Genomic DNA, 20,278 nt, shown 5'->3' with positions numbered 1-20,278 from the left:
GCGCTCGCACCCTCCCGCGCGCCATTTCCGCCGCTACGCTGCCGGCATGCCTGGCGCGGAGCGGCGCAAGTGGCGCGCGAGAGCGGATGCCGGCAGCCGCGGAACGCAGAAAGGCCCCCCGGGGTGATCCGGGAGGCCCTCGTGGTGCGGCAGCGCGCGAGCGCGATGCGCGAAGCGCGCTAGGGTCAGTGGCCCTCGGCGGCGAGCTTCTTGATGCCGTCTTCGACGATCTGGTTGGCTTCGGCGGCGTCGCCCCAGCCCTCCGTCTTGACCCACTTTTTCGGTTCGAGGTCCTTGTAGTGCTCGAAGAAGTGCTCGATCTCCTTGCGGGTGTACTCCGGGATGTCGAGGACGTCCTGGATGTGGTCCCAGCGGGGGTCGCCCGCGGGAACGGCGATGACCTTGGCGTCCGAGCCGCCGTCATCCGTCATGTTGAAAACACCGACCGGACGCACGGAGACGCCGACGCCGGGGAACAGCGGGAAGTCGAGCAGCACGAGAACGTCGACGGGGTCGCCGTCGAGGCCGAGGGTGTTCTCGAAGAACCCGTAGTCCGTCGGGTACACGAAGCTCGTGTAGAGCACACGGTCGAGGTAGACCCGTCCGGTTTCGTGGTCGACCTCGTACTTGTTGCGGCTTCCCCGGGGAATTTCGATTACTGCGTCATATGCGGCCATGGCCTGGTCTCTCCCTTGTTCACAGTCTCCGGATAACGTTACTGGATGGAGTCCACGCGCCGCCCGAGACTGACACCGGAGATCGCCGACATCCGCCGGGCTATCCGCGCCGTGCTGGCGGATGCCGGGCTCGGCTCCTCGGCGACCGCGCCGGCTGCCGGGTCCGAACCCTTCGTCCCCGGCACCTTCGTCCCCGGTGCCGTCGCCCCGGGCGCCTCCGCACCAGACGCCGAAACGCACGGCCTCGTCCTCGTCGGCCTCAGCGGCGGCCCGGACTCGCTGGCGCTCGCGGCCGGGACGGCCTTCGAGGCGCCGCGGGCGGGACTCCGCGCCGGGGCCGTGATCGTCGACCACGCCCTGCAGCCCGGGTCTGCGGACGTCGCCGCCGAGGCTGCCCGGCAGGCCACGGCCCTCGGCCTCGACCCCGTGCTCGTCGTGCGCATCACCGTCGACCACGGCGAGAACCACCGGGGGAGTACCGCAGTCATCGACACCGCCGAGACCTACAGCGGCCCGGAGGCCGCCGCCCGCACCGGCCGCTATGCCGCCTTCGCCCGCGCACTCGCCGACACCGGCGCGAGCCACGTACTGCTCGGGCACACGCTCGACGACCAGGCCGAGACCGTGCTGCTCGGCCTCGGCCGTGGCTCCGGCCCGGTCAGCCTGCACGGCATGCTGCGGGTCAGCGGTCCCTACCTCCGCCCCCTGCTCGGCATCCGCCGCACCCAGACCGTCGCCGCCTGCACGGATGCCGGCCTCACCCCCTGGACGGACCCGCACAACGCGGAACACCGGTTCGCCCGCGTCAGGGTACGCGAGACGCTTCTGCCGGCGCTCGAGCGCGAGCTCGGACCCGGTGTCGCCGAGGCACTCGCCCGCACCGCGGACCTGCTGCGGGAAGACGCCGCAGCCCTCGACGAACGCACGGCGGAGCTCGCTGGCGGATCCTTCGAGATCGTCGCAGGCGGCATCCGTGTGCCCGTCGGGGTGCTCGCCGAACAGCCCGCTGCGCTCCGGAACCGGCTGATCCGGCTCGCGGCGGCGCGCACAGTCCTGCGCGCCGCCGGTGCCGGCGCGGGCACCGTCGTGATAGCCCTGCCCCGCGGGGCGACCCTGGCCGTCGGCCGGCTGGTGACCGATTGGCACGGCCAGGGCCCGCTCGACCTGCCAGGCGTTAGAGTTGTACGGCACGATGGCTGGCTCGTCTTCACCGGGCCCGGCCTCGCACGGCGCGCATGGCCAACTGAATACGCACAAAGCAAAGGACCCTCCCTCCCCCATGGAACCCCGCGACATTGATGGCGACCTCACCGAAATCCTGATCGAAGAAGAGCAGATCCACGGCCGCCTCGCCGAACTCTGCCGCCGGATCGAAGCCGACTACGCGGGCAAGGATCTCCTGCTCGTCGGTGTCCTCAAGGGCGCAGTGATGGTGATGGCCGACCTGGCCCGCGAACTCAAGCACCCGATCGCGATGGACTGGATGGCGGTGAGCTCCTACGGCTCCGGAACCCAGTCGAGCGGCGTCGTCCGGATCCTCAAGGACCTCGACACCGACCTGCATGGCCGCAACGTGCTCATCGTCGAGGACATCATCGACTCCGGCCTGACCCTTTCCTGGCTGATCGCGAACCTCAAGTCCCGCCAGCCGGAATCCGTCGAGATCTGCGCGCTGCTCCGCAAGCCCGACGCCGCCCGCGTCGACATCGACGTCAAGTACCTCGGCTTCGACATCCCGAACCAGTTCGTCGTCGGTTACGGCCTCGACTACGCCGAGAAGTACCGCAACCTGCGTTCGGTTGCCGTGCTCGCCCCGCACATCTACTCCTGAGAAGCGGATGCCTGCCTCGGCCTCGCATCGCGCTCAGGGCGAACACACGGCGACCGCTCAGTGCGGGCACGGTAGCCTGACAACACGATGAACGTCAAGAAGCTACTCCGCGGGCCACTCCTCTACATCATTCTGGCGATTATCGCCGTCTGGATAGGGTCGAGTCTGATCACCATGTCCGGGTTCCGAGAGATTCCGACCGCACAGGGACTCCAGTTCCTCAAGGACGGAAAGGTCTCGGAGGCCAAGATCGTCGACGGCGAGCAGCGCGTCGACCTCACACTGTCCCAGGCCGACGACAAGCTCGGCACCAAGGTGCAGTTCTACTACGTCGCTCCGCGTGGCACTGAGGTCGTCAACGCCGTCACGAGCGCCGACCTGTCCGGCGGCTTCACCGATGAGGTGCCGCAGACCAACTGGTTCGTGACGCTGCTCGGCTATCTGCTCCCCGTGATCCTGATCGGCGGGTTCGCCTGGCTGATGCTTTCGGGCATGCAGGGCGGGGGCAACAAGGTCATGCAGTTTGGCAAGTCGAAGGCCAAGCTCGTCTCTAAGGAGAGCCCGCAGGTCACCTTCGCGGACGTCGCCGGCGCAGACGAGGCCATCGAAGAGCTCGAAGAAATCAAGGATTTCCTCAAGGAGCCCGCGAAATTCCAGGCCGTCGGAGCGCGCATCCCCAAGGGTGTGCTGCTCTACGGCCCTCCCGGAACCGGTAAGACCCTGCTCGCCCGCGCGGTCGCCGGCGAGGCCGGGGTGCCGTTCTACTCGATCTCCGGCTCCGACTTCGTCGAGATGTTCGTCGGCGTCGGCGCGAGCCGCGTCCGCGACCTGTTCCAGCAGGCCAAGGAGAACGCCCCCGCGATCATCTTCATCGACGAGATCGACGCCGTCGGCCGCCACCGCGGCGCCGGCATGGGCGGCGGGCACGACGAACGCGAGCAGACCCTCAACCAGTTGCTCGTCGAGATGGACGGCTTCGACGTCAAGGCGAACGTCATCCTGATCGCCGCGACCAACCGCCCAGACATCCTCGACCCCGCGCTGCTCCGCCCCGGCCGCTTCGACCGCCAGATCGGCGTCGACGCCCCCGACATGCTCGGCCGCAAGAAGATCCTCGAGGTGCACGCCAAGGGCAAGCCGATGGCGCAGGGAGTCGACCTCGAGGTCCTCGCCCGCAAGACCCCCGGCTTCACCGGCGCTGACCTCGCCAACGTCCTCAACGAGGCCGCCCTGCTGACCGCACGCTCGAACGCGCAGCTGATCGACAACCGCGCCCTCGACGAGGCCGTCGACCGGGTGATGGCCGGCCCGCAGCGCCGCACCCGCATCATGCGTGACAAGGAAAAGCTGATCACCGCCTATCACGAGGGCGGCCACGCCCTCGTCGCGAGCGCGATGAACAACACGGACCCTGTCACGAAGATCACCATCCTTCCCCGCGGCCGTGCCCTCGGCTACACGATGGTCATGCCGCTCGAAGACCGCTACTCCGTCTCCCGCAACGAACTCCTCGACCAGCTTGCCTACGCGATGGGCGGCCGTGTCGCGGAAGAGATGATCTTCCACGACCCGACCACCGGAGCGAGCAACGATATCGAGAAGGCCACGGCTACCGCCCGCAAGATGGTCACCGAGTTCGGCATGAGCGCCGCCGTCGGCCCGCTCAAGCTGGGCCAGGCATCCGGTGAGATGTTCCTCGGCCGCGACATGGGCCACCAGCGCGACTACTCCGAGCGCCTCGCCGAGAGCGTGGACACCGAGGTGCGCCTGCTGCTCGAGGCCGCCCACGACGAGGCATACGAGGTGCTCGGCAAGAACCGCGCCATTCTCGACACGCTCGCCGCGGAACTGCTCGAGCACGAGACCCTCGGCCAGACCGAACTCGCGCCGATCTTCGCCGGCATCGAAAAGCTCCCGCCGCGCCCGCAGTGGCTCTCGAGCGACAAGCGCCCGGTCTCGGACGTGCCCCCCATCGAGATGCCGCTGCCCAAGGCACCCATCGAAGAGGGCATCGTGGACGGCGGAGTGTCCAGTGGAGACGCCGCAGAGATCAAGCCCAAGCGCGCGCCCGCCCGCACCCCGCGGCCCGCCACCGCCTAGGCCCCGGGTGGCAGTCGACAGGGCCCGAATCCAGGGTCTCGTCTCGGAGCTCCTCGCGGCGATCGGCGACGATCCGAACCGGCCGGGACTCGCCGACACGCCGCGTCGCGTCGCCCAGTCCTACGGGGAGTTCTTCGCCGGGCTCGGCACGGACCCGCTCGACCTGCTGCGCGACACCATCCCGGTCGGCCTGACCACGGGCGAGCTCGTGCTCGTGCGCGACCTCGACTTCCGGTCGGTCTGCGAGCATCATCTGCTCCCGTTCCTCGGCCGCGCGCACATCGCCTACCTGCCCGGCGAGAAGGTTGTCGGCCTCGGCCGGCTGCCTGCCCTCGTCGACTGCCTCGCCGCCCGCCCCCAGGTGCAGGAACGCCTGACCGAGGAGATCGCGGAGGCGCTCCAGACCGGTCTGGCGCCCCGCGGCATCCTCGTCGTGCTCGACGCCGTGCACGGGTGTGTCACGATGCGCGGCCCCCGCCAGGTCAACAGCTCGACGGTCACACTCGCCGTGCGCGGCGAACTCGCCGAACCGGCCCGCCGCGCCGAAGTGATGGCCCTGATCGGCGCTGGCTCATGACCCGCATCATGGGCGTGCTCAATGTCACGCCCGACTCCTTCAGCGACGGCGGCAAGTGGGCGTCGACGGATGCCGCGATCCGGCACGGTCTCCTGCTCCGGTCCGAGGGCGCGGACGTCATCGACGTCGGCGGCGAATCGACGAGGCCGGGCGCCGGCCGCGTCGCCCCCGCCGTCGAACAGGCCCGGGTGATCCCCGTGATCACCGAGCTCGCCCGACAGGGCCTCGTGCTGAGCGTCGACACCCTCAACGCCTCGACCGCACGCGCGGCCGCGGCCGCGGGGGCGAGCATCATCAACGACGTCTCCGGTGGCCTCGCCGACCCGCTGATGGCCGGCGTCGCGGCCGAGAGCGGCCTCACCTTCATCGCGATGCACTGGCGCGGCCACGCCCGCACCATGGACGACCTCGCGGTCTACGGCGACGTCGTCGCCGACGTGCGGGCCGAACTGGCCTGGCGCGTCGAGGCCCTCGTCGCAGCAGGGTTGCCGCGGGAGCGGATCGTGCTCGACCCGGGCCTGGGGTTCTCCAAGCTCCCGGCCCACAACTGGGCCCTGCTGGCCAACCTCGCGGCCTTCGACATGCTCGGCCTTCCCGTCATGATCGGCGCCTCCCGCAAACGCTTCCTCGCGACCGCGCTCCCGGAGGATGCCCCGATCGCCGCCCGTGACCTGCCGAGCGCCGTGGTCAGCGTGCTCGCTGCCCAGGCCGGCGCCTGGGCCGTGCGCGTGCACGACGTCGCGGCAACCCGCGCAGCCCTGAAGGTGCTGTCGCTCGTGGAGTCAGCCAGAATAGAGCCATGATCCGCGATTGCATCACTCTCACCGGGCTGCGGGTCACCGCTCACCACGGCGTCTACGACTTCGAGCGTGAGAACGGCCAGGATTTCGTGATCGACGTCACCGTTTGGCTCGACCTGCGCGTCGCGGCGTCGAGCGACGACGTCAGCCGCACCATCCACTACGGCGAACTCGCGATCGAGGTGACCGATGCCGCGGCGGTCAACCCGGTCGACTTGATCGAGACGGTCGCAGAGCGGATCGCCGGCGTCGTGCTCGCCCACCCCGCCGCCGAGACCGTGCAGGTCACCGTGCACAAGCCGCAGGCGCCGATCAGTGTCCCCTTCACCGACGTCTCCGTGCAGATCACAAGGTCCCGGACGTGACCCCTCAGGGCGCCACGGACGCGGTGTTGTCGCTCGGGAGCAACCTGGGTGACCGGGAGGCGACCCTCGCGGCCGCCGTCCGCGACCTCGGGAAGGTGCCCGGGCTCGTCCTGTCCGGGGTGTCTCCGCTCTACGAGTCCGCCGCCGTGAAACCGGACGGGGTCGACGAGGACGCGCCCCGGTACCTGAACCTGGTCGTCGGCATCCGCTTCACCGGTAACGCCCTCACCCTGCTCGACGCGGTCAACACCATCGAAAACGAGCACGGCCGGGTGCGCGCCGAGCGCTGGGGCGACCGCACCCTCGACATCGACGTCGTCGTCTTCGGGGCGCTCGAGCAGGCGGATGCCCGGCTCACCCTCCCGCACCCGCGTGCGGCAGAGCGCGACTTCGTCCTCGCCCCCTGGCTCGACCTCGACCCGGACGCGGTGCTGCCGGGCCGCGGACCCGTGTCCGGCCTCCTCGCCGCGATCGGTTCGACCGTGCACCGCTATCCGGTCCAGGAGGCGAGCCGATGAAGCGCACGCGTGCTTCCGTGATCGTCGCCTGGGTGCTCGGCGCCCTCGTGGGCGGGCTGCTGCTCGAGCTCGCGCTCGCGGCCGCCGGCCGTTCGATCCTGCTGCCGCCGGCGAGCCTCGCCCTCGCCCTCGTGCTCTGCGCGATCGTGGTCTTCGGCCTGGCCTGGCCGATCCGGAAGTCCACGAGAGGCGCCGTGGACGGCAAGCCGCGCAAGCCGGTCAACCCGTTCATGGCGGTTCGCGTCGCCGCGCTCGCACAGGCATCCGCGTACAGCGGGGCCCTGCTGCTCGGAGCCGCCGGCGGTCTCGGCCTCTATCTGCTGACCCGTTCGGTGACTGCGGCGGTAGCATCGGTATGGCTCACCATTGGGATGGCGTTCGGCGCAGCGGTCCTCCTGGCGAGTGGTTTGGTTGCCGAGCATTTCTGTACTCTCCCTCCGGACGACGACGAGGACAGCAAACGAGGAGAAGTGCGTGCCTGACACCACTGAGGGAGTCGCCGCCCCCGTACCCCCTGCCCCCGTTCCCGCGTCGGTTTCCGAACCGGCACCGGTACCCGAACCCGAACCCGAACCCGAACCCGACCAGAGCCTCGACCCGGACGGTCGCCTCGAACTGCCCGTCGCCGACGAGTGGAAACGGGTCTCTTCGCGTTACGTCGTCGTCGAAATCGTCGGGACGGTGATCTTCGGACTCGTCCTCTGTGCCGGCGCGACCGCCCTCTGGCTCCTCGCCGAGGTCTCCTGGGCGCCGATCGTGCTCGCCCTGATCGTCGTCGTGACCCTGGTCGTCGTGTTGTTCGAGCCCCGCCGGGTGCGCTCGATCGGCTACCAGCTGCGGCAGGACGACCTGCTCTTCCGCCGCGGCATCATGTTCCAGCGCTTCGTCTCGGTGCCGTACGGCCGGATGCAGCTCATCGACGTCACCCGTGGCCCGGTCGCGCGCTGGCTCGGCCTCGCCGACCTCAAATTCGTCACCGCCGCCGCATCCTCCGGCGTGCTCGTTCCCGGCCTCGCCTTCGACGACGCCGAGGCGCTCCGTGACCGGCTCATCGAACTCGCCGAGAGTCGCCGGGCGGGACTGTGACCACCCTCGCCGACGGGGAGTGGCACCGGCTGCATCCGGCGAGCCCGCTGCTGCGTGGCGGACTCTTCATCGTGGCCATTCTCGGTTTCATCATCAGCAACCTCCGTGAGCGCCTGATCGACTTCTTCTTCCACGTGCCGACCTACGGTGACGACCCGATCGACGAGCTCTTCCGCCGTGGCGCGGTCGGCTGGGCGTTGCTCGGGGTCGTCGTGATCCTCGTCGTGATCCTCGTCGCCTTCTACCTGTCCTGGCGGATGCACACCTTCCGGGTCAGCGGCGAGGTCGTCGAGGTGCGCAGCGGGCTCGTCTTCCGCAGCAACCGCCGCGCCCGCCTCGACCGCATCCAGGGCGTCAACATCGTGCGCCCGTTCATCCCGAGGCTCTTCGGTGCCGCGAAACTCGAAGTCAGCGTCGCCGGCCAGGACGCCAACGTGCACCTCGCCGACCTCGGCTCCGCAGCAGCGGATGCACTCCGCCGCGACATCCTGCACCTCGCCTCCGGAGCCCGCGCGGCCGCAGCACTTCCCTCCGACGCCGCGCCCGACGCCGCGGCGGAGGGAGAGGACTGGGTCGAGCACGCCGGCACCCGGGCGGCGGGCAGTGCACTCGGCCCGTCCCTCGGCAGTGCCATCGGCACCGCGGCCGGCGGCATCGCCGGCGGGATCGGCGGTTTCGCGACCGACCGCGCCCACGAGTTCTTCGCCCCCGAGCTCGACCCGGACGCCGCGCCGCCCGAATCCGTGGTGCGGATCCCCCCGGGTCGCCTGATCGGCTCCGTGATCTTCAGCGGCTTCACCGTGTTCGTACTGGTCGCGATCGCGGTGCTGATCTGGAGCGTCTCCGCCGGCGGCAGCGGCTGGCTGCTCATCGCGATCTTCCCCGGACTGATCGCGAGCCTCAGCTTCTACGTCAACCGCTTCACGAAGTCCCTGCGCTACAGCATTGCGGGCACGCCGGACGGGGTGCGCGTGGGCTTCGGCCTGCTCTCGGTGAGCAACGAGACGCTCCCGCCCGGCCGCATCCATGCTGTGCGTGTCTCGCAGCCGCTGATCTGGCGCCCATTCGGCTGGTGGCAGGTGCGCATCAACACCGCTGGCCACTCCACGAACAAGGGCGCTGCCGGCGAGGCGCACACCACCACCCTCCCGGTCGGCACACTCGCCGACGTCGCCAGGGTGCTCGAACTGATCCTGCCCGGCTTCGACAGCGACTCCGGCTCCGAGAACGGCAGGGAGAAGCTGCTCGTCGACCACGGCGTGCGCTCGCCCGGCGGTGACGACGGCTACACCAACGCGCCGCGCCGGGCCGCCTGGCTCCGCCCGTTCTCCTGGCGGCGCACGGGCTTCACCGTCGCAGCCGACACGGTGCTCCTGCGCCGGGGCCTCGTCAGCCGGGAACTCATCCTCGTGCCGCTCGCCCGGCTGCAGAGCATCGCGATCGAACAGGGCCCGATCCAGAGGATGCTGCGCCTCGCGAGGCTCCGGGTGCACACCGTCGCCGGCCCGGTCGTCGCCACCCTCCCGGTCATCGACGTCCGCGAGGGGGAGCGCCTCTTCGAGCGCCTCTCCGCGGGAGCGATCTCGTCCGCACGCGCCGACACCAGTCATCACTGGGCCGACCCCGGGCATCCGCTGAACCGGGCGACGCCAGACCGGCCGGCGCAGACCCTCGCATCGGCAGCGGAGGCGGCACTGTGAGCGCGCGCCCCGGGCGCCTCGGCATCGGCATCGTCGGCGCCGGCCGGGTCGGCCCGATCCTCGGAGCCGCCCTCGCCGGAGCCGGCCACGCGATCGTCGGCATCTCGGCGATCTCGCAGTCCAGCCGCGACCGGGCGGAGGCGATCCTGCCGTTCGTGCCGATCCTGCCCGTGCCCGAGATCGTCGAACGCAGCGAACTCGTGATCCTCGCCGTTCCGGACGCCCAGCTCGCGAGCCTCGTCGCCGGGCTCGCCGCGACGAACACGTGGCAGGCCGGCCAGCTCGTGCTGCACACCTCGGCGAGGTTCGGCATCGGGGTGCTCGCGCCCGCGCTCGCCCAGGGCGCGATCCCGCTCGCCATCCACCCCGCGATGAGCTTCACCGGCACGAGCATCGACCTCGCCCGCCTCTCCGACAGCTATTTCGCCGTCACCGCGCCGAGGCCCGTGCTGCCGATCGGGCAGGCGCTCGTCGTCGAGATGGGCGGAGAGCCCGTCGTCGTCGCCGAGGGGGATCGGGCCCGCTACGCCGAGGCCGTCGAGATCGCAACCGCGTTCTCGAAGTCCATCGTCGACCAGGCTGCAGCCCTGCTGACCTCGATCGGCATCGAACGACCCGGCGGCGTGATCGGCCCGCTGATGCGCTCCGCGATGGAGAACGCCCTCTCCCGCACCGCGCCGGACCGCCTCGACCTGTCGGCACTCGACGACGAACTCGACGACCTCGACGATGCCGAAGCCCCTGAAGACCGCACCGGCCAGAACGACCGCACCGACCGCACCACAACGGAGGACGAGTGAACGTGCTCATCAAACCAGAAGTCATCGGCACCATCGACGGGCTGCGCGAGCGCATCGCCGCCGCGAAGAGGCGTGCAGAGCCCGGCCCGGCAGCGCGGGTCGTCCTCGTCCCCACCATGGGGGCCCTGCACGCGGGGCACCTGTCGCTCGTGCGCCGCGCCCACGCCCGCGGCGGCATCGTCGTGGTCTCGATCTTCGTCAACCCGCTCCAGTTCGGGCCCACCGAGGACCTCGCGTCCTACCCGCGCACCCTCGACGCCGACGTCGCGGCGCTCGCCGCTGAGGGCGTCGCGTTCGTGTTCGCGCCCGAGGTGTCCACGATGTACCCGGACGGCGCCGCGGACACCCGCGTCACCGCCGGCCCGGTCGCCGCCCTCCTCGAGGGAGCCGTGCGCCCCGGCCATTTCGACGGCATGCTCACGGTCGTGACCAAGCTGATCAACATCGTCGGCCCCGACGTCGTCGTCTTCGGACAGAAGGACGCCCAGCAGGTCTTCCTCGTGCAGCAGGCGTTCGCCGACCTCAACGTGCGCACCGAGATCGACGTCGTCCCGATCGTGCGCGAGGAAAGCGGGCTGGCCCTCTCCAGCCGCAACCGCCGGCTCGAACCCGCGGACAAGGAGGCGGCCCTGGCCCTCTCCGCGGCGCTCACGGCCGCGGTCACAGCCGCCCCCGACGGGCTGCAGGCGGCCCAGGTCGCCGCGCATACGATCCTCGCCGCCCAGCCATTGGTTAAGCTGGACTATCTCGTGGTCGTGAGCCCGCAGGACTTCCACCCGGTCGCAGCGGGCTTCACCGGCCCGGCACGGATGCTCGTCGCCGCGCATGTCGGCAGCATCCGGCTGATCGACAACGAGGCCATCGACCTCGGCAGCGCACCCGCCTGAAGCGCCCGCCTGAAGCGCCCGCCCGAAGCATCCGCTCGACCAGCTCGACCAGCCCGACCGCACGAGCACGACACGCACCTGAACCGCCAACGGAGATCCGCATGAGCCAGCACACCGAACCGACCGAGCCCACCGAGCCCACCGCCGAACAGGTCGAGCAGGAGAACAGCGAGCAGAAGCTCGTGCGCCTCGCCAAGCGCGACCGCCTCATCCAGGCGGCAACCACGCCCGGCGGCGGCGCCTACCCGGTCGGCGTTCCCGTCACCGACACGATCCCCGCCGTTCGTGCCCGCTTCGGCGACCTCGAAGCGGATGCCGTCACGGGCGTCACCGTCGGCGTCGCCGGCCGCGTGGTGTTCCTCCGCAACACCGGCAAGCTGTGCTTCGCGAGTCTCCAGGCCGGCGACGGCAGCCGGATCCAGGCCATGGTCTCCCTCGCCGCCGTCGGCGTCGACTCCCTCGCCGCCTGGAAGGACCTCGTCGACCTCGGCGACCACCTTTTCGTCACCGGGGAGGTCATCTCCTCCCGCCGTGGCGAGCTCTCCATCATGGTCACCGAATGGCAGGTCGCCGCGAAGGCCCTCCTGCCGCTGCCGAACCTGCACTCCGAGCTGAGCGAGGAGACCCGAGTGCGGAGCCGCTATCTCGACCTGATCAGCCGCGAGCAGGCCCGCCGCAGCGTCATCCAGCGCTCGCAGACCGTCGCGAGCCTGCGGAAGACCTTCACGGACCGGAACTTCCTGGAGATCGAGACGCCGATGCTCCAGGTGATGCACGGCGGCGCATCCGCTCGCCCGTTCTCGACCCACAGCAACGCCTTCGACACCGAACTGTTCCTCCGGATCGCGCCGGAGCTGTTCCTCAAGCGCGCGGTCGTCGGCGGCATCGACCGGGTCTACGAGATCAACCGCAACTTCCGCAACGAGGGCGCGGACTCGACGCACTCTCCCGAATTCGCGATGCTCGAGGCCTACGAGGCATACGGAGACTACAACTCGATCGCCGACCTCACCCAGACGCTGATCCAGAACGCGGCGACGGCGGTCTCGGGCTCGCACGTCGTGACCTGGGCGGACGGCACCGAGTTCGACCTCGGCGGCGACTGGGACCGGATCGGCATGTACGACAGCCTGTCCGCCGCGGTCGGCCGCACCATCTCCCCGGAGACCCCCCTCGCCGAGCTGCAGGAGCTCGCGGCCAGGGAGGACGTCGCGGTCGAGCACCCCATCCACGGCAAGTACGTCGAGGAACTCTGGGAGCACTTCGTCAAGGGCGCCCTCACCCGGCCGACCTTCGTGATGGACTTCCCCGTCGACACGAGCCCGCTCGTGCGTGGGCACCGGTCGGTTGCCGGCGTCGTCGAGAAGTGGGACCTCTACGTGCGCGGCTTCGAACTCGCGACCGGGTACTCCGAGCTCGTCGACCCGGTCATCCAGCGGGAACGTTTCGTCGAGCAGGCCCGCCTCGCTGCCGGCGGCGACCCGGAGGCGATGCGCCTCGACGAAGAATTCCTCCGCGCCCTCGAGTACGGCATGCCGCCGACCGGGGGCATGGGCATGGGCATCGACCGGCTGCTGATGGCCCTCTCCGGCCTCGGCATCCGCGAGACCATCCTCTTCCCGTTGGTAAAGTGAAGGCCATGAGCACCCAGCCGCAGGACGACACCACCCCGGACGAGCCATCCAGGGCAGCGGATGCCGTCGACAAGGTTTCCCCGGACAAGGCCACAGAGGACAAGGCCCCCAAGGAGCGCCAGCCGATCACGACCAACCGCATCGTGCTCTGGGTGATCGTCGCCGCGATCGGGATCTACTTTGTCGGCACCGGCCTCTACGGCATCCTCGTCAAGTAGTCTGAGGGAACTATGGACTTCTTCTGGGGTGCGTTCTTCTCGATCCTGCCGACGGTCGCGCTCGGATTGATCTTCTGGGTCATCATGCGGTCGATCATCAGGGCCGACCGCACCGAGCGGAAGGTCTATTCGGAGATCGAGGCCGAAGAGCGCGCGAAGCTCGGGCTCGAAAAGCCGGTCACCTAACCTCGCATGTTCGGCATCGACATCTCGACCTTCATCCTCATTGTGGCCTTGGTCGTCGATTTCACCATCCGCGTCGTCGCCATCATCGTCGTGCCCCGCAATCGTCGCCCGACGTCGGGTATGGCCTGGTTGCTCGCGATCTTCTTCATCCCATACATCGGTGCCCTCCTCTTCCTGATGATCGGCTATCGCACCCTGCCGAAGAAGCGGCTGGAGATGCAGGAGGAGATCAACCAGTTCATCCTCGAGAGCACCGACGGGATCGAGCAGGTGCGTCGTGACCACCCGTGGCCAGGCTGGCTCGATTCCGTGGTCGAGCTCAACCGCAACCTCGGGGCGATGCCGCTCGTCGGCGGCAACACCGCGCGCCTGCTCGGCGACTACGAGGCGACCTTCGCCGAGATGATCGTCGACATCGACAAGGCCGAGAGGTGGGTACACGTCGAGTTCTACATCCTCTCCCTCGACAAGACCACCGCGCCGTTCTTCGACGCGTTGGAGCGCGCGGTGCAGCGCGGCGTGACCGTACGGGTGCTGATGGACCACATCCAGTCGATGCGGAAGCCCGGCTACCGCAAGACCCTCCGCCGGCTCACCGAATCCGGGGTCACGTGGGAGCTCATGCTCCCGTTGCAGCCGTTCAAGGGCAAGTGGCAACGGCCGGACCTCCGCAACCATCGCAAGCTCGTGACCGTCGACGGCGTCGTCGGCTACATGGGCTCGCAGAACATCATCGACCGCACCTACAACGTGAAGTCGAACATCCGGCGCGGGCTCAAGTGGAAAGACCTGATGACCCGGCTCGAGGGCCCGATCGTCGCCGGGCTCAACGCGATCTTCATCACCGACTGGTACGGCGAGACGAACGAGCTCCTCACCCGCGACATCCAGCCGGTGCAGCCCACGACGGCGCCGCACACCCTGGACTGCCAGGTCGTGCCGAGCGGGCCGGGGTTCGAGGGCGAGAACAACCTGCGGCTGTTCCTCGCGCTGCTCTACTACGCGCAGGAACGCATCGTGATCACGAGCCCGTACTTCGTGCCGGACGAGTCGATCATGTACGCGATCACGACCGCGACCCAGCGCGGGCTGCACGTCGAGCTCTTCGTCTCCGAGGTCGGCGACCAGGCCCTCGTCTACCATGCCCAGCGGTCCTACTACGAGGAACTGCTCCGGGCAGGCGTGATCATCTACATGTACAAGGCGCCGTACGTGCTGCACGCCAAGCACTTCACGATCGACGACGAGGTCGCGGTGATCGGGTCGAGCAACATGGACATGCGCTCGTTCAGCCTCAACTTCGAGGTGTCCCTGATGGTGCGCGGTCGCAGCTTCGTGCGCGACCTTCGCGCGGTCGAGGACGGCTACCGGGCCGACAGCAAGTTGCTCACCCTCGATGACTGGATGAAGCAGCCGCTGCGCTCCACCATCCTCGACAACCTCGCCCGCCTGACTTCCGCCGTCCAGTAGCCCCCCCGCCCCCAGGGTCCGCGAAAGCGGGTGAATCGTCGGTTTCAGGGCCTGAAACCGACGATTCACCCGCTTTCGCGGACCGGGTTGCCGGTTGCGGCTCAGGCGCGAGGTTTGAGGCGCACGGTTGGGAGCTCGGGGGCCGGGAGTGCGGGCCCCGGGTAGCCGGCGACCGTGCCGAAGCGGCCGACGGCATCCGCCCCCTCGATGACCTCGGACTGCCACTCGGCCCGCCACCGGGCGATCTCCTCGTGGCTGCGGCCGATGAAGTTCCACCACATCACGAGCTGTTCCTGGAACGGTTCGCCGCCGAGCAACAGCACCCTGGCCGGGTGCCTGGCGTGGTTTTCCAGGCGGATGCTGTCGCGCCCCGTCCCGAGGTAGCCCAGCTCGCTGCGCGCGAGCGTCACTCCCTCGACGAGCACCGGGCCGCGATCGACGAGCACCCCGTGTTCGAACGCGGGGTCGAGGTCCAGGTCGAGTGTCGCGCCGGAGGGGAGGTCGACCTGGGCGCCGAGCACCGGGCTGTAGACCCGGGCCGCCGAGACGACGGGGCCGAGCGTGCCGATGAACACCCGCGCGGTCGCCCCGCCGCCGATCGGCGTCTGCGGAACCTCGTGGTGCTCGAAGTGCGGCGTCTGGTGCCGGTGCTCCTCGGGCAGCGCGAGCCAGAGCTGCACGCCGTGCAGCACCCGGGTCGCCGGCGTCGATACCTCGGAGTGGCTGATGCCGCGCCCTGCGGTCATCAGGTTGAGCTCGCCGGGGAGCACCGGCGCGTGGCTGCCGGCGCTGTCGCGGTGCTCGATCTCCCCTTCGAAGAGCCAGCTGACAGTCTGCAGACCGGTGTGCGGATGCGGTGGCACGACCATGCCGCGCCGGGCGCCGTCCGCGACGCCTCCCGTTGCCTCCTCGCGAGCGCCGGTGCCGGTGCCGGTTGCGGTTGCCGTCGCAGTTTCGAGGGCGATCGGGGCTGCGATCTCGTCTGGCCCGTAGTGGTCGATGAAACACCAGGCCCCGATCGTGGACCGTCCGCGTTGGGGCAGGGTGCGGCGCACGTTCATGGCGCGGGGGCCGCCGAGCGGCACGTCCCGCGGGAGCAGCAGGAGGACCGGGCCGCCGGCATCCGCCGTGTGGCCGGGGGCGGCTCGCGCACCAGCGGTGCCAATGCTCGCATCCACCGAACCGGAGGGAGCCGAGGCCGCCACTGCTCCTTCACTGCCGGCGATCACGAGCTCGGAGGGGTCACGTTCGAGGTTGCTCACGCTCGCAGCCTAGGCGCAACGGCTGCGCCGGCGCACGAAGCGCTGGCGCCGTACGCCCCGAACGGTCACGATGGACCTGCCGAGTCATCCTCGCGTTCGTAAACGCCTCTCCCCAGGAGCCGCGGGGTCACACTCATCCACCCCTGAGCAGTCCGTCGATCCCATCGTGCTCGCGGCATCCGTCGTGCTGCGTCTGCAGACCATCGTGTCGCGCGAGATCGCCGCCGCCGACTTCGGCGTGCTCACCATCGGCACCCTGCACGCCGGCACCAAGCAGAACGTCATCCCCGACTCTGCCGAGCTCGGCTTCAGCATGCGCACCTACGAACCGCTCGTGCGTGAGCGGATGCTCGCCGCCATCACCCGGATCGTCACCGGCGAGTGCGAGGCGGCCGGTTCGCCTCGCCCGCCGGAGATCGAGGTCACCTTCTCGGTGCCCGCCCTGGTCAACGAGCCGGCCCTGACGGCGGAGTTCGCTGCACTGTTCACCGAACGCTTCGGCGCCGGCCGGGTGGGAATCGGCCCGCAGGCGGCGCCGAGCGAGGACTTCGGCCTCTGGGGCACCCGCGCAGGCTGCCCGTCCCTCTTCTGGTTCACCGGTGGCGGCGACCCCACCGCGTTCCGTGCCGCGATCACGGCCGGCCGCATGCAGGACGTGCACTTCAACCACACGCCGTTCTACGCTCCCGTGCAGGACCCCACGATCCAGACCGGCGTCGAGGCCATGGTGGCTGCGGCCCGCCACGCCCTCGCCCGCTGACCCCTCAGGGTCGGGGAGGGTCAGCGGGCGCGGTCCTGCCGGGGCACGACGACGGTCTTGATGATCAGCAGGATCGAGGCCGTGACCGGGATCGCGATGAGCGCTCCGAGCATGCCGAGAAGCGCCCCGCCCGCGATCGCCCCGATCACCACGAGCGAGCCGGGCACGGCGATCGCCTTGTTCATCACCCGCGGGGTGAGCACGTAGGCCTCGATCTGCAGGTAGACGAGGTAGTACAGGCCGATCCAGAGTGCCGTCGCAAGGGGAGGCGAGCAGGACGACCGCGACCACGACCGCGAGCACACCGGCGAACGGCACGCCGATGATCAGCATCGCGACGAGGCCGAGGCCCGAATTCAGGCACGAGAGCAGCAGCATCCCGTTGACGTAGCCGCCGATCGAGCCGGTGATCTGCTCGGAGATCTCGATGAAGCCCGGCCGGCGCGGGCGTGGCACGAGCGCGTACAACGCCTTCTTCATCGGGTCGAGCGACGCGAGGAAGTACAGGCTCAGGATGAGCACGATCATCCCGCCGGTGATCCCGTTGATGAGGCCGACGCCGACCTTGACCAGGCCGGAGCCCACGAACAACCAGCTCGTCCATGCTGCTGCCTCTCGCCGCCGTCGACCCGGTGCAGCTCCCGCACGGACCCGGTGATGAGGGTATTACCGACTCAAGCGACGCTGCAAGGATTGCCGGGCGCAGACATCCGTCACGCCTGCGGCGAACAGAGGCGCGCTTTGGTTGCTTCCCTCGTTACTCTCGATGTATCGGCGCCACACCTGCCCCTGGTGCCAAGGGAGTGATCACATGTTTGAGAGATTTACCGACCGAGCTCGTCGTGTCGTCGTTTTGGCCCAGGAAGAGGCCAAGATGCTCAACCACAACTACATCGGCACCGAGCACATCCTGCTCGGGCTGATCCACGAGGGTGAAGGCGTCGCCGCCAAGGCCCTCGAGAGCCTGGGCATCTCGCTCGACGCCGTGCGCGAGCAGGTCCAGGACATCATCGGCCAGGGCCAGCAGCAGCCGACCGGGCACATTCCGTTCACGCCGCGCGCCAAGAAGGTGCTCGAGCTGAGCCTCCGCGAGGCACTGCAACTCGGCCACAACTACATCGGCACCGAGCACATCCTGCTCGGCCTCATCCGCGAGGGTGAAGGAGTCGCCGCCCAGGTGCTCGTCAAGCTCGGCGCAGACCTCAACCGGGTGCGCCAGCAGGTCATCCAGCTCCTGTCCGGATACCAGGGCAAGGAGCAGGTCCAGGTCGGCGCCAACGAGACGGCGAGCGGACCGGCGGGCAGCCAGATTCTCGACCAGTTCGGCCGCAACCTCACCCAGGCCGCGCGCGAGAACAAGCTCGACCCCGTGATCGGTCGTGAGAAAGAGATCGAACGGGTCATGCAGATCCTGTCCCGGCGATCGAAGAACAACCCGGTCCTGATCGGTGAGCCCGGCGTCGGCAAGACCGCCGTCGTCGAAGGCCTCGCCCAGGCCATCGTCAAGGGCGACGTGCCCGAGACGCTCAAGGACAAGCAGCTCTACTCGCTCGACCTCGGCTCTCTCATCGCCGGCAGCCGCTACCGCGGTGACTTCGAGGAGCGCCTGAAGAAGGTCACCAAGGAGATCCGCACCCGCGGCGACATCATCATCTTCATCGACGAGATCCACACCCTCGTCGGTGCCGGTGCCGCTGAGGGCGCCATCGACGCAGCGTCTATCCTCAAGCCGCTCCTCGCCCGCGGTGAGCTGCAGACGATCGGTGCGACGACGATCGACGAGTACCGCAAGCACTTCGAGAAGGATGCCGCGCTCGAGCGCCGCTTCCAGCCGATCCAGGTCGCGGAGCCGTCCCTTCCCCACACCATCAACATCCTCAAGGGACTGCGCGACCGGTACGAGGCGCACCACAAGGTGTCCATCACCGACGGCGCCCTCGTGGCCGCGGCGAACCTCGCCGACCGCTACGTGTCCGACCGGTTCCTCCCGGACAAGGCCATCGACCTGATCGACGAGGCCGGCGCCCGCCTGCGCCTCTCGATCCTGTCGAGCCCGCCCGAGCTGCGCGAATTCGACGAGAAGATCGCTGTCGTCCGCGCCGCGAAGGAGACCGCGATCGAGGACCAGGACTTCGAGAAGGCGGCCGGCCTGCGCGACGAGGAGAAGAACCTCCTCGGCGAGCGACTGCGCCTCGAGAAGAAGTGGAAGTCCGGCGACGTCAAGACGACCGCCGTCGTCGACGAGGGCCTGATCGCCGAGGTCCTCGCCCAGGCGACCGGCATCCCGGTGTTCAAGCTCACCGAGGAGGAGTCCTCGCGGCTCGTCTTCATGGAGAAGGCCCTGCACCAGCGCGTCATCGGTCAGGAAGAGGCCATCTCGGCGCTCGCCAAGACCATCCGCCGCACCCGTGCCGGACTCAAGGACCCGAAGCGTCCGAGCGGTTCGTTCATCTTCGCCGGCCCCACCGGCGTCGGCAAGACCGAGCTCGCCAAGGCGCTCGCCGAGTTCCTCTTCGATGACGAGGCCGCCATGATCTCGCTCGACATGAGCGAGTACGGCGAGAAGCACACCGTGTCGCGCCTGTTCGGTGCGCCTCCCGGGTTCGTCGGCTTCGAAGAGGGCGGCCAGCTCACCGAGAAGGTGCGCCGCAAGCCGTTCTCCGTGGTGCTGTTCGACGAGATCGAGAAGGCACACCCGGACATCTTCAACTCCCTGCTCCAGATCCTGGAAGAGGGCCGGTTGACGGATGGCCAGGGTCGCGTGATCGACTTCAAGAACACCGTGATCATCATGACCACGAACCTCGGCACCAAGGACATCAGCAGCTCGCCCGTCGGGTTCCAGCTCGAGGGTGACACGACGACCGGCTACGAGCGGATGAGCGGCAAGGTGAAGGAGGAGCTCAAGAAGCACTTCAAGCCCGAGTTCCTCAACCGCGTCGACGAGGTCATCGTGTTCCCGCAGCTGACCAAGCCGGAACTGCTCCAGATCGTGGACCTGTTTATCAAGCGCCTCAGCGACCGCCTGCTCGACCGCGACATGACCGTCGAACTGACGATCCCCGCGAAGGAGCACCTGATCGAGGTCGGCTTCGACCCCGCTCTCGGCGCGCGGCCGCTGCGCCGTGCGATCCAGCGCGAAGTGGAGGACCGTCTCTCCGAGAAGATCCTGCAGGGCGAGCTCAACGCGGGTGACCACGTGCACGTCGACTTCCTCGCCGGAGAGTACGTCTTCACCACGACGGCGCGTGCCACGCCCGTGTCCATCGGTGTGAACGCGTCGGCAGCGCTCGGCACCGGGTCGGGCACGCCCGACCTCGCGGTCGCAACGGACTAAGCACCCGACGCACGACAACCTGGAGGGGCCAGGCGGAGACATCCGCCTGGCCCCTTCTGCGTGCCCGTGC

Annotated in this window: 21 protein-coding genes and 1 pseudogene; 18 read left to right on the top strand and 4 right to left on the bottom strand. The window is 69.1% G+C overall.

Annotated elements, in window-relative coordinates:
- Positions 1-185: 185 nt before the first annotated feature.
- Positions 186-677 (bottom strand): inorganic diphosphatase, encoded by a 492-nt coding sequence (locus tag RCH22_RS15045; protein ID WP_327014518.1) that lies wholly within the window; start codon positions 675-677, stop codon positions 186-188.
- A gap of 45 nt (positions 678-722) precedes the next feature.
- On the opposite strand from RCH22_RS15045, the gene tilS reads away from it, so the two are divergent.
- The 16 genes from tilS to cls all read left to right on the top strand — a co-directional run bounded on the left by tilS (position 723) and on the right by cls (position 14,849).
- Positions 723-1,976 (top strand): tRNA lysidine(34) synthetase TilS, encoded by a 1,254-nt coding sequence (tilS, locus tag RCH22_RS15040; RefSeq protein WP_327014517.1) that lies wholly within the window; start codon positions 723-725, stop codon positions 1,974-1,976.
- A complete protein-coding gene (gene hpt, locus RCH22_RS15035) occupies positions 1,957-2,508 on the top strand; it encodes a hypoxanthine phosphoribosyltransferase (RefSeq protein WP_134446290.1) in 552 nt (183 codons plus the stop codon). The genes tilS and hpt overlap by 20 nt, the downstream gene beginning before the upstream one ends.
- Positions 2,509-2,595: 87 nt before the next feature.
- Positions 2,596-4,608 carry an ATP-dependent zinc metalloprotease FtsH gene (gene ftsH / locus RCH22_RS15030; RefSeq protein WP_327014516.1) on the top strand — a complete coding sequence of 671 codons (2,013 nt, stop codon included), beginning with the start codon at positions 2,596-2,598 and terminating at the stop codon, positions 4,606-4,608.
- A gap of 7 nt (positions 4,609-4,615) precedes the next feature.
- Positions 4,616-5,185, top strand: coding sequence for a GTP cyclohydrolase I FolE (folE, locus tag RCH22_RS15025; protein WP_327014515.1), 570 nt, complete (start codon positions 4,616-4,618; stop codon positions 5,183-5,185).
- Entirely contained in the window at positions 5,182-5,988 is an 807-nt protein-coding gene (gene folP / locus RCH22_RS15020) for a dihydropteroate synthase (RefSeq protein WP_327014514.1), read from the top strand. The genes folE and folP overlap by 4 nt, the downstream gene beginning before the upstream one ends.
- Positions 5,985-6,350, top strand: a complete 366-nt coding sequence (gene folB, locus RCH22_RS15015) for a dihydroneopterin aldolase (RefSeq protein ID WP_327014513.1) — start codon at positions 5,985-5,987, stop codon at positions 6,348-6,350. The genes folP and folB overlap by 4 nt, the downstream gene beginning before the upstream one ends.
- Positions 6,347-6,868, top strand: a complete 522-nt coding sequence (gene folK, locus RCH22_RS15010) for a 2-amino-4-hydroxy-6-hydroxymethyldihydropteridine diphosphokinase (RefSeq protein WP_327014512.1) — start codon at positions 6,347-6,349, stop codon at positions 6,866-6,868. The genes folB and folK overlap by 4 nt, the downstream gene beginning before the upstream one ends.
- Positions 6,865-7,350: a DUF3180 domain-containing protein gene (locus RCH22_RS15005; RefSeq protein ID WP_327014511.1), complete on the top strand. Its 486-nt coding sequence runs from the start codon at positions 6,865-6,867 to the stop codon at positions 7,348-7,350. The genes folK and RCH22_RS15005 overlap by 4 nt, the downstream gene beginning before the upstream one ends.
- Before the next feature lie 133 nt (positions 7,351-7,483).
- Positions 7,484-7,954: a PH domain-containing protein gene (locus tag RCH22_RS15000; RefSeq protein WP_327015537.1), complete on the top strand. Its 471-nt coding sequence runs from the start codon at positions 7,484-7,486 to the stop codon at positions 7,952-7,954.
- Positions 7,951-9,654 (top strand): PH domain-containing protein, encoded by a 1,704-nt coding sequence (locus RCH22_RS14995; RefSeq protein WP_327014510.1) that lies wholly within the window; start codon positions 7,951-7,953, stop codon positions 9,652-9,654. The genes RCH22_RS15000 and RCH22_RS14995 overlap by 4 nt, the downstream gene beginning before the upstream one ends.
- Positions 9,651-10,454 (top strand): DUF2520 domain-containing protein, encoded by an 804-nt coding sequence (locus RCH22_RS14990; protein WP_327014509.1) that lies wholly within the window; start codon positions 9,651-9,653, stop codon positions 10,452-10,454. Before RCH22_RS14995 ends, RCH22_RS14990 begins: the two co-directional genes overlap by 4 nt.
- Complete coding sequence (gene panC / locus RCH22_RS14985) at positions 10,451-11,341, top strand: pantoate--beta-alanine ligase (RefSeq protein WP_327014508.1); 891 nt, start codon at positions 10,451-10,453, stop codon at positions 11,339-11,341. The genes RCH22_RS14990 and panC overlap by 4 nt, the downstream gene beginning before the upstream one ends.
- Positions 11,342-11,442: 101 nt before the next feature.
- Positions 11,443-12,975, top strand: coding sequence for a lysine--tRNA ligase (lysS, locus tag RCH22_RS14980; protein ID WP_327014507.1), 1,533 nt, complete (start codon positions 11,443-11,445; stop codon positions 12,973-12,975).
- Between the two features lie 5 nt (positions 12,976-12,980).
- Complete coding sequence (locus RCH22_RS14975) at positions 12,981-13,193, top strand: hypothetical protein (protein WP_327014506.1); 213 nt, start codon at positions 12,981-12,983, stop codon at positions 13,191-13,193.
- 12 nt (positions 13,194-13,205) lie between these two features.
- A complete protein-coding gene (locus tag RCH22_RS14970) occupies positions 13,206-13,379 on the top strand; it encodes a hypothetical protein (protein WP_327014505.1) in 174 nt (57 codons plus the stop codon).
- A 6-nt stretch (positions 13,380-13,385) separates the two neighbouring features.
- Positions 13,386-14,849 (top strand): cardiolipin synthase, encoded by a 1,464-nt coding sequence (cls, locus tag RCH22_RS14965; RefSeq protein WP_327014504.1) that lies wholly within the window; start codon positions 13,386-13,388, stop codon positions 14,847-14,849.
- Between the two features lie 101 nt (positions 14,850-14,950).
- Here cls and RCH22_RS14960 read toward each other — a convergent pair whose 3' ends face one another.
- Entirely contained in the window at positions 14,951-16,015 is a 1,065-nt protein-coding gene (locus RCH22_RS14960; RefSeq protein WP_327015536.1) for a pirin family protein, read from the bottom strand.
- 166 nt (positions 16,016-16,181) lie between these two features.
- On the opposite strand from RCH22_RS14960, the gene RCH22_RS14955 reads away from it, so the two are divergent.
- Positions 16,182-16,871 (top strand): peptidase dimerization domain-containing protein, encoded by a 690-nt coding sequence (locus RCH22_RS14955; RefSeq protein WP_327014503.1) that lies wholly within the window; start codon positions 16,182-16,184, stop codon positions 16,869-16,871.
- Between the two features lie 20 nt (positions 16,872-16,891).
- Here the strand turns inward: RCH22_RS14955 and RCH22_RS14950 are convergent, their stop codons facing one another.
- Together RCH22_RS14950 and RCH22_RS14945 are read right to left on the bottom strand one after the other, a co-directional pair.
- The gene (locus RCH22_RS14950; protein ID WP_327014502.1) at positions 16,892-17,176 is read right to left on the bottom strand and encodes an AI-2E family transporter; all 285 of its coding nucleotides are present in this window, start codon (positions 17,174-17,176) and stop codon (positions 16,892-16,894) included.
- Positions 17,177-17,207: 31 nt separating this feature from the next.
- Positions 17,208-17,399, bottom strand: a pseudogene (locus RCH22_RS14945) (AI-2E family transporter); the annotation flags it as partial.
- Between the two features lie 283 nt (positions 17,400-17,682).
- On the opposite strand from RCH22_RS14945, the gene RCH22_RS14940 reads away from it, so the two are divergent.
- On the top strand, positions 17,683-20,208 hold the full coding sequence (locus tag RCH22_RS14940) for an ATP-dependent Clp protease ATP-binding subunit (RefSeq protein ID WP_327014501.1): 2,526 nt from the start codon (positions 17,683-17,685) through the stop codon (positions 20,206-20,208).
- Positions 20,209-20,278 lie beyond the last annotated feature (70 nt).

Source organism: Cryobacterium sp. GrIS_2_6, assembly GCF_035984545.1.
Taxonomy (GTDB): Bacteria; Actinomycetota; Actinomycetes; order Actinomycetales; family Microbacteriaceae; genus Cryobacterium.
This window is presented reverse-complemented; position numbering and strand designations above follow the sequence as displayed.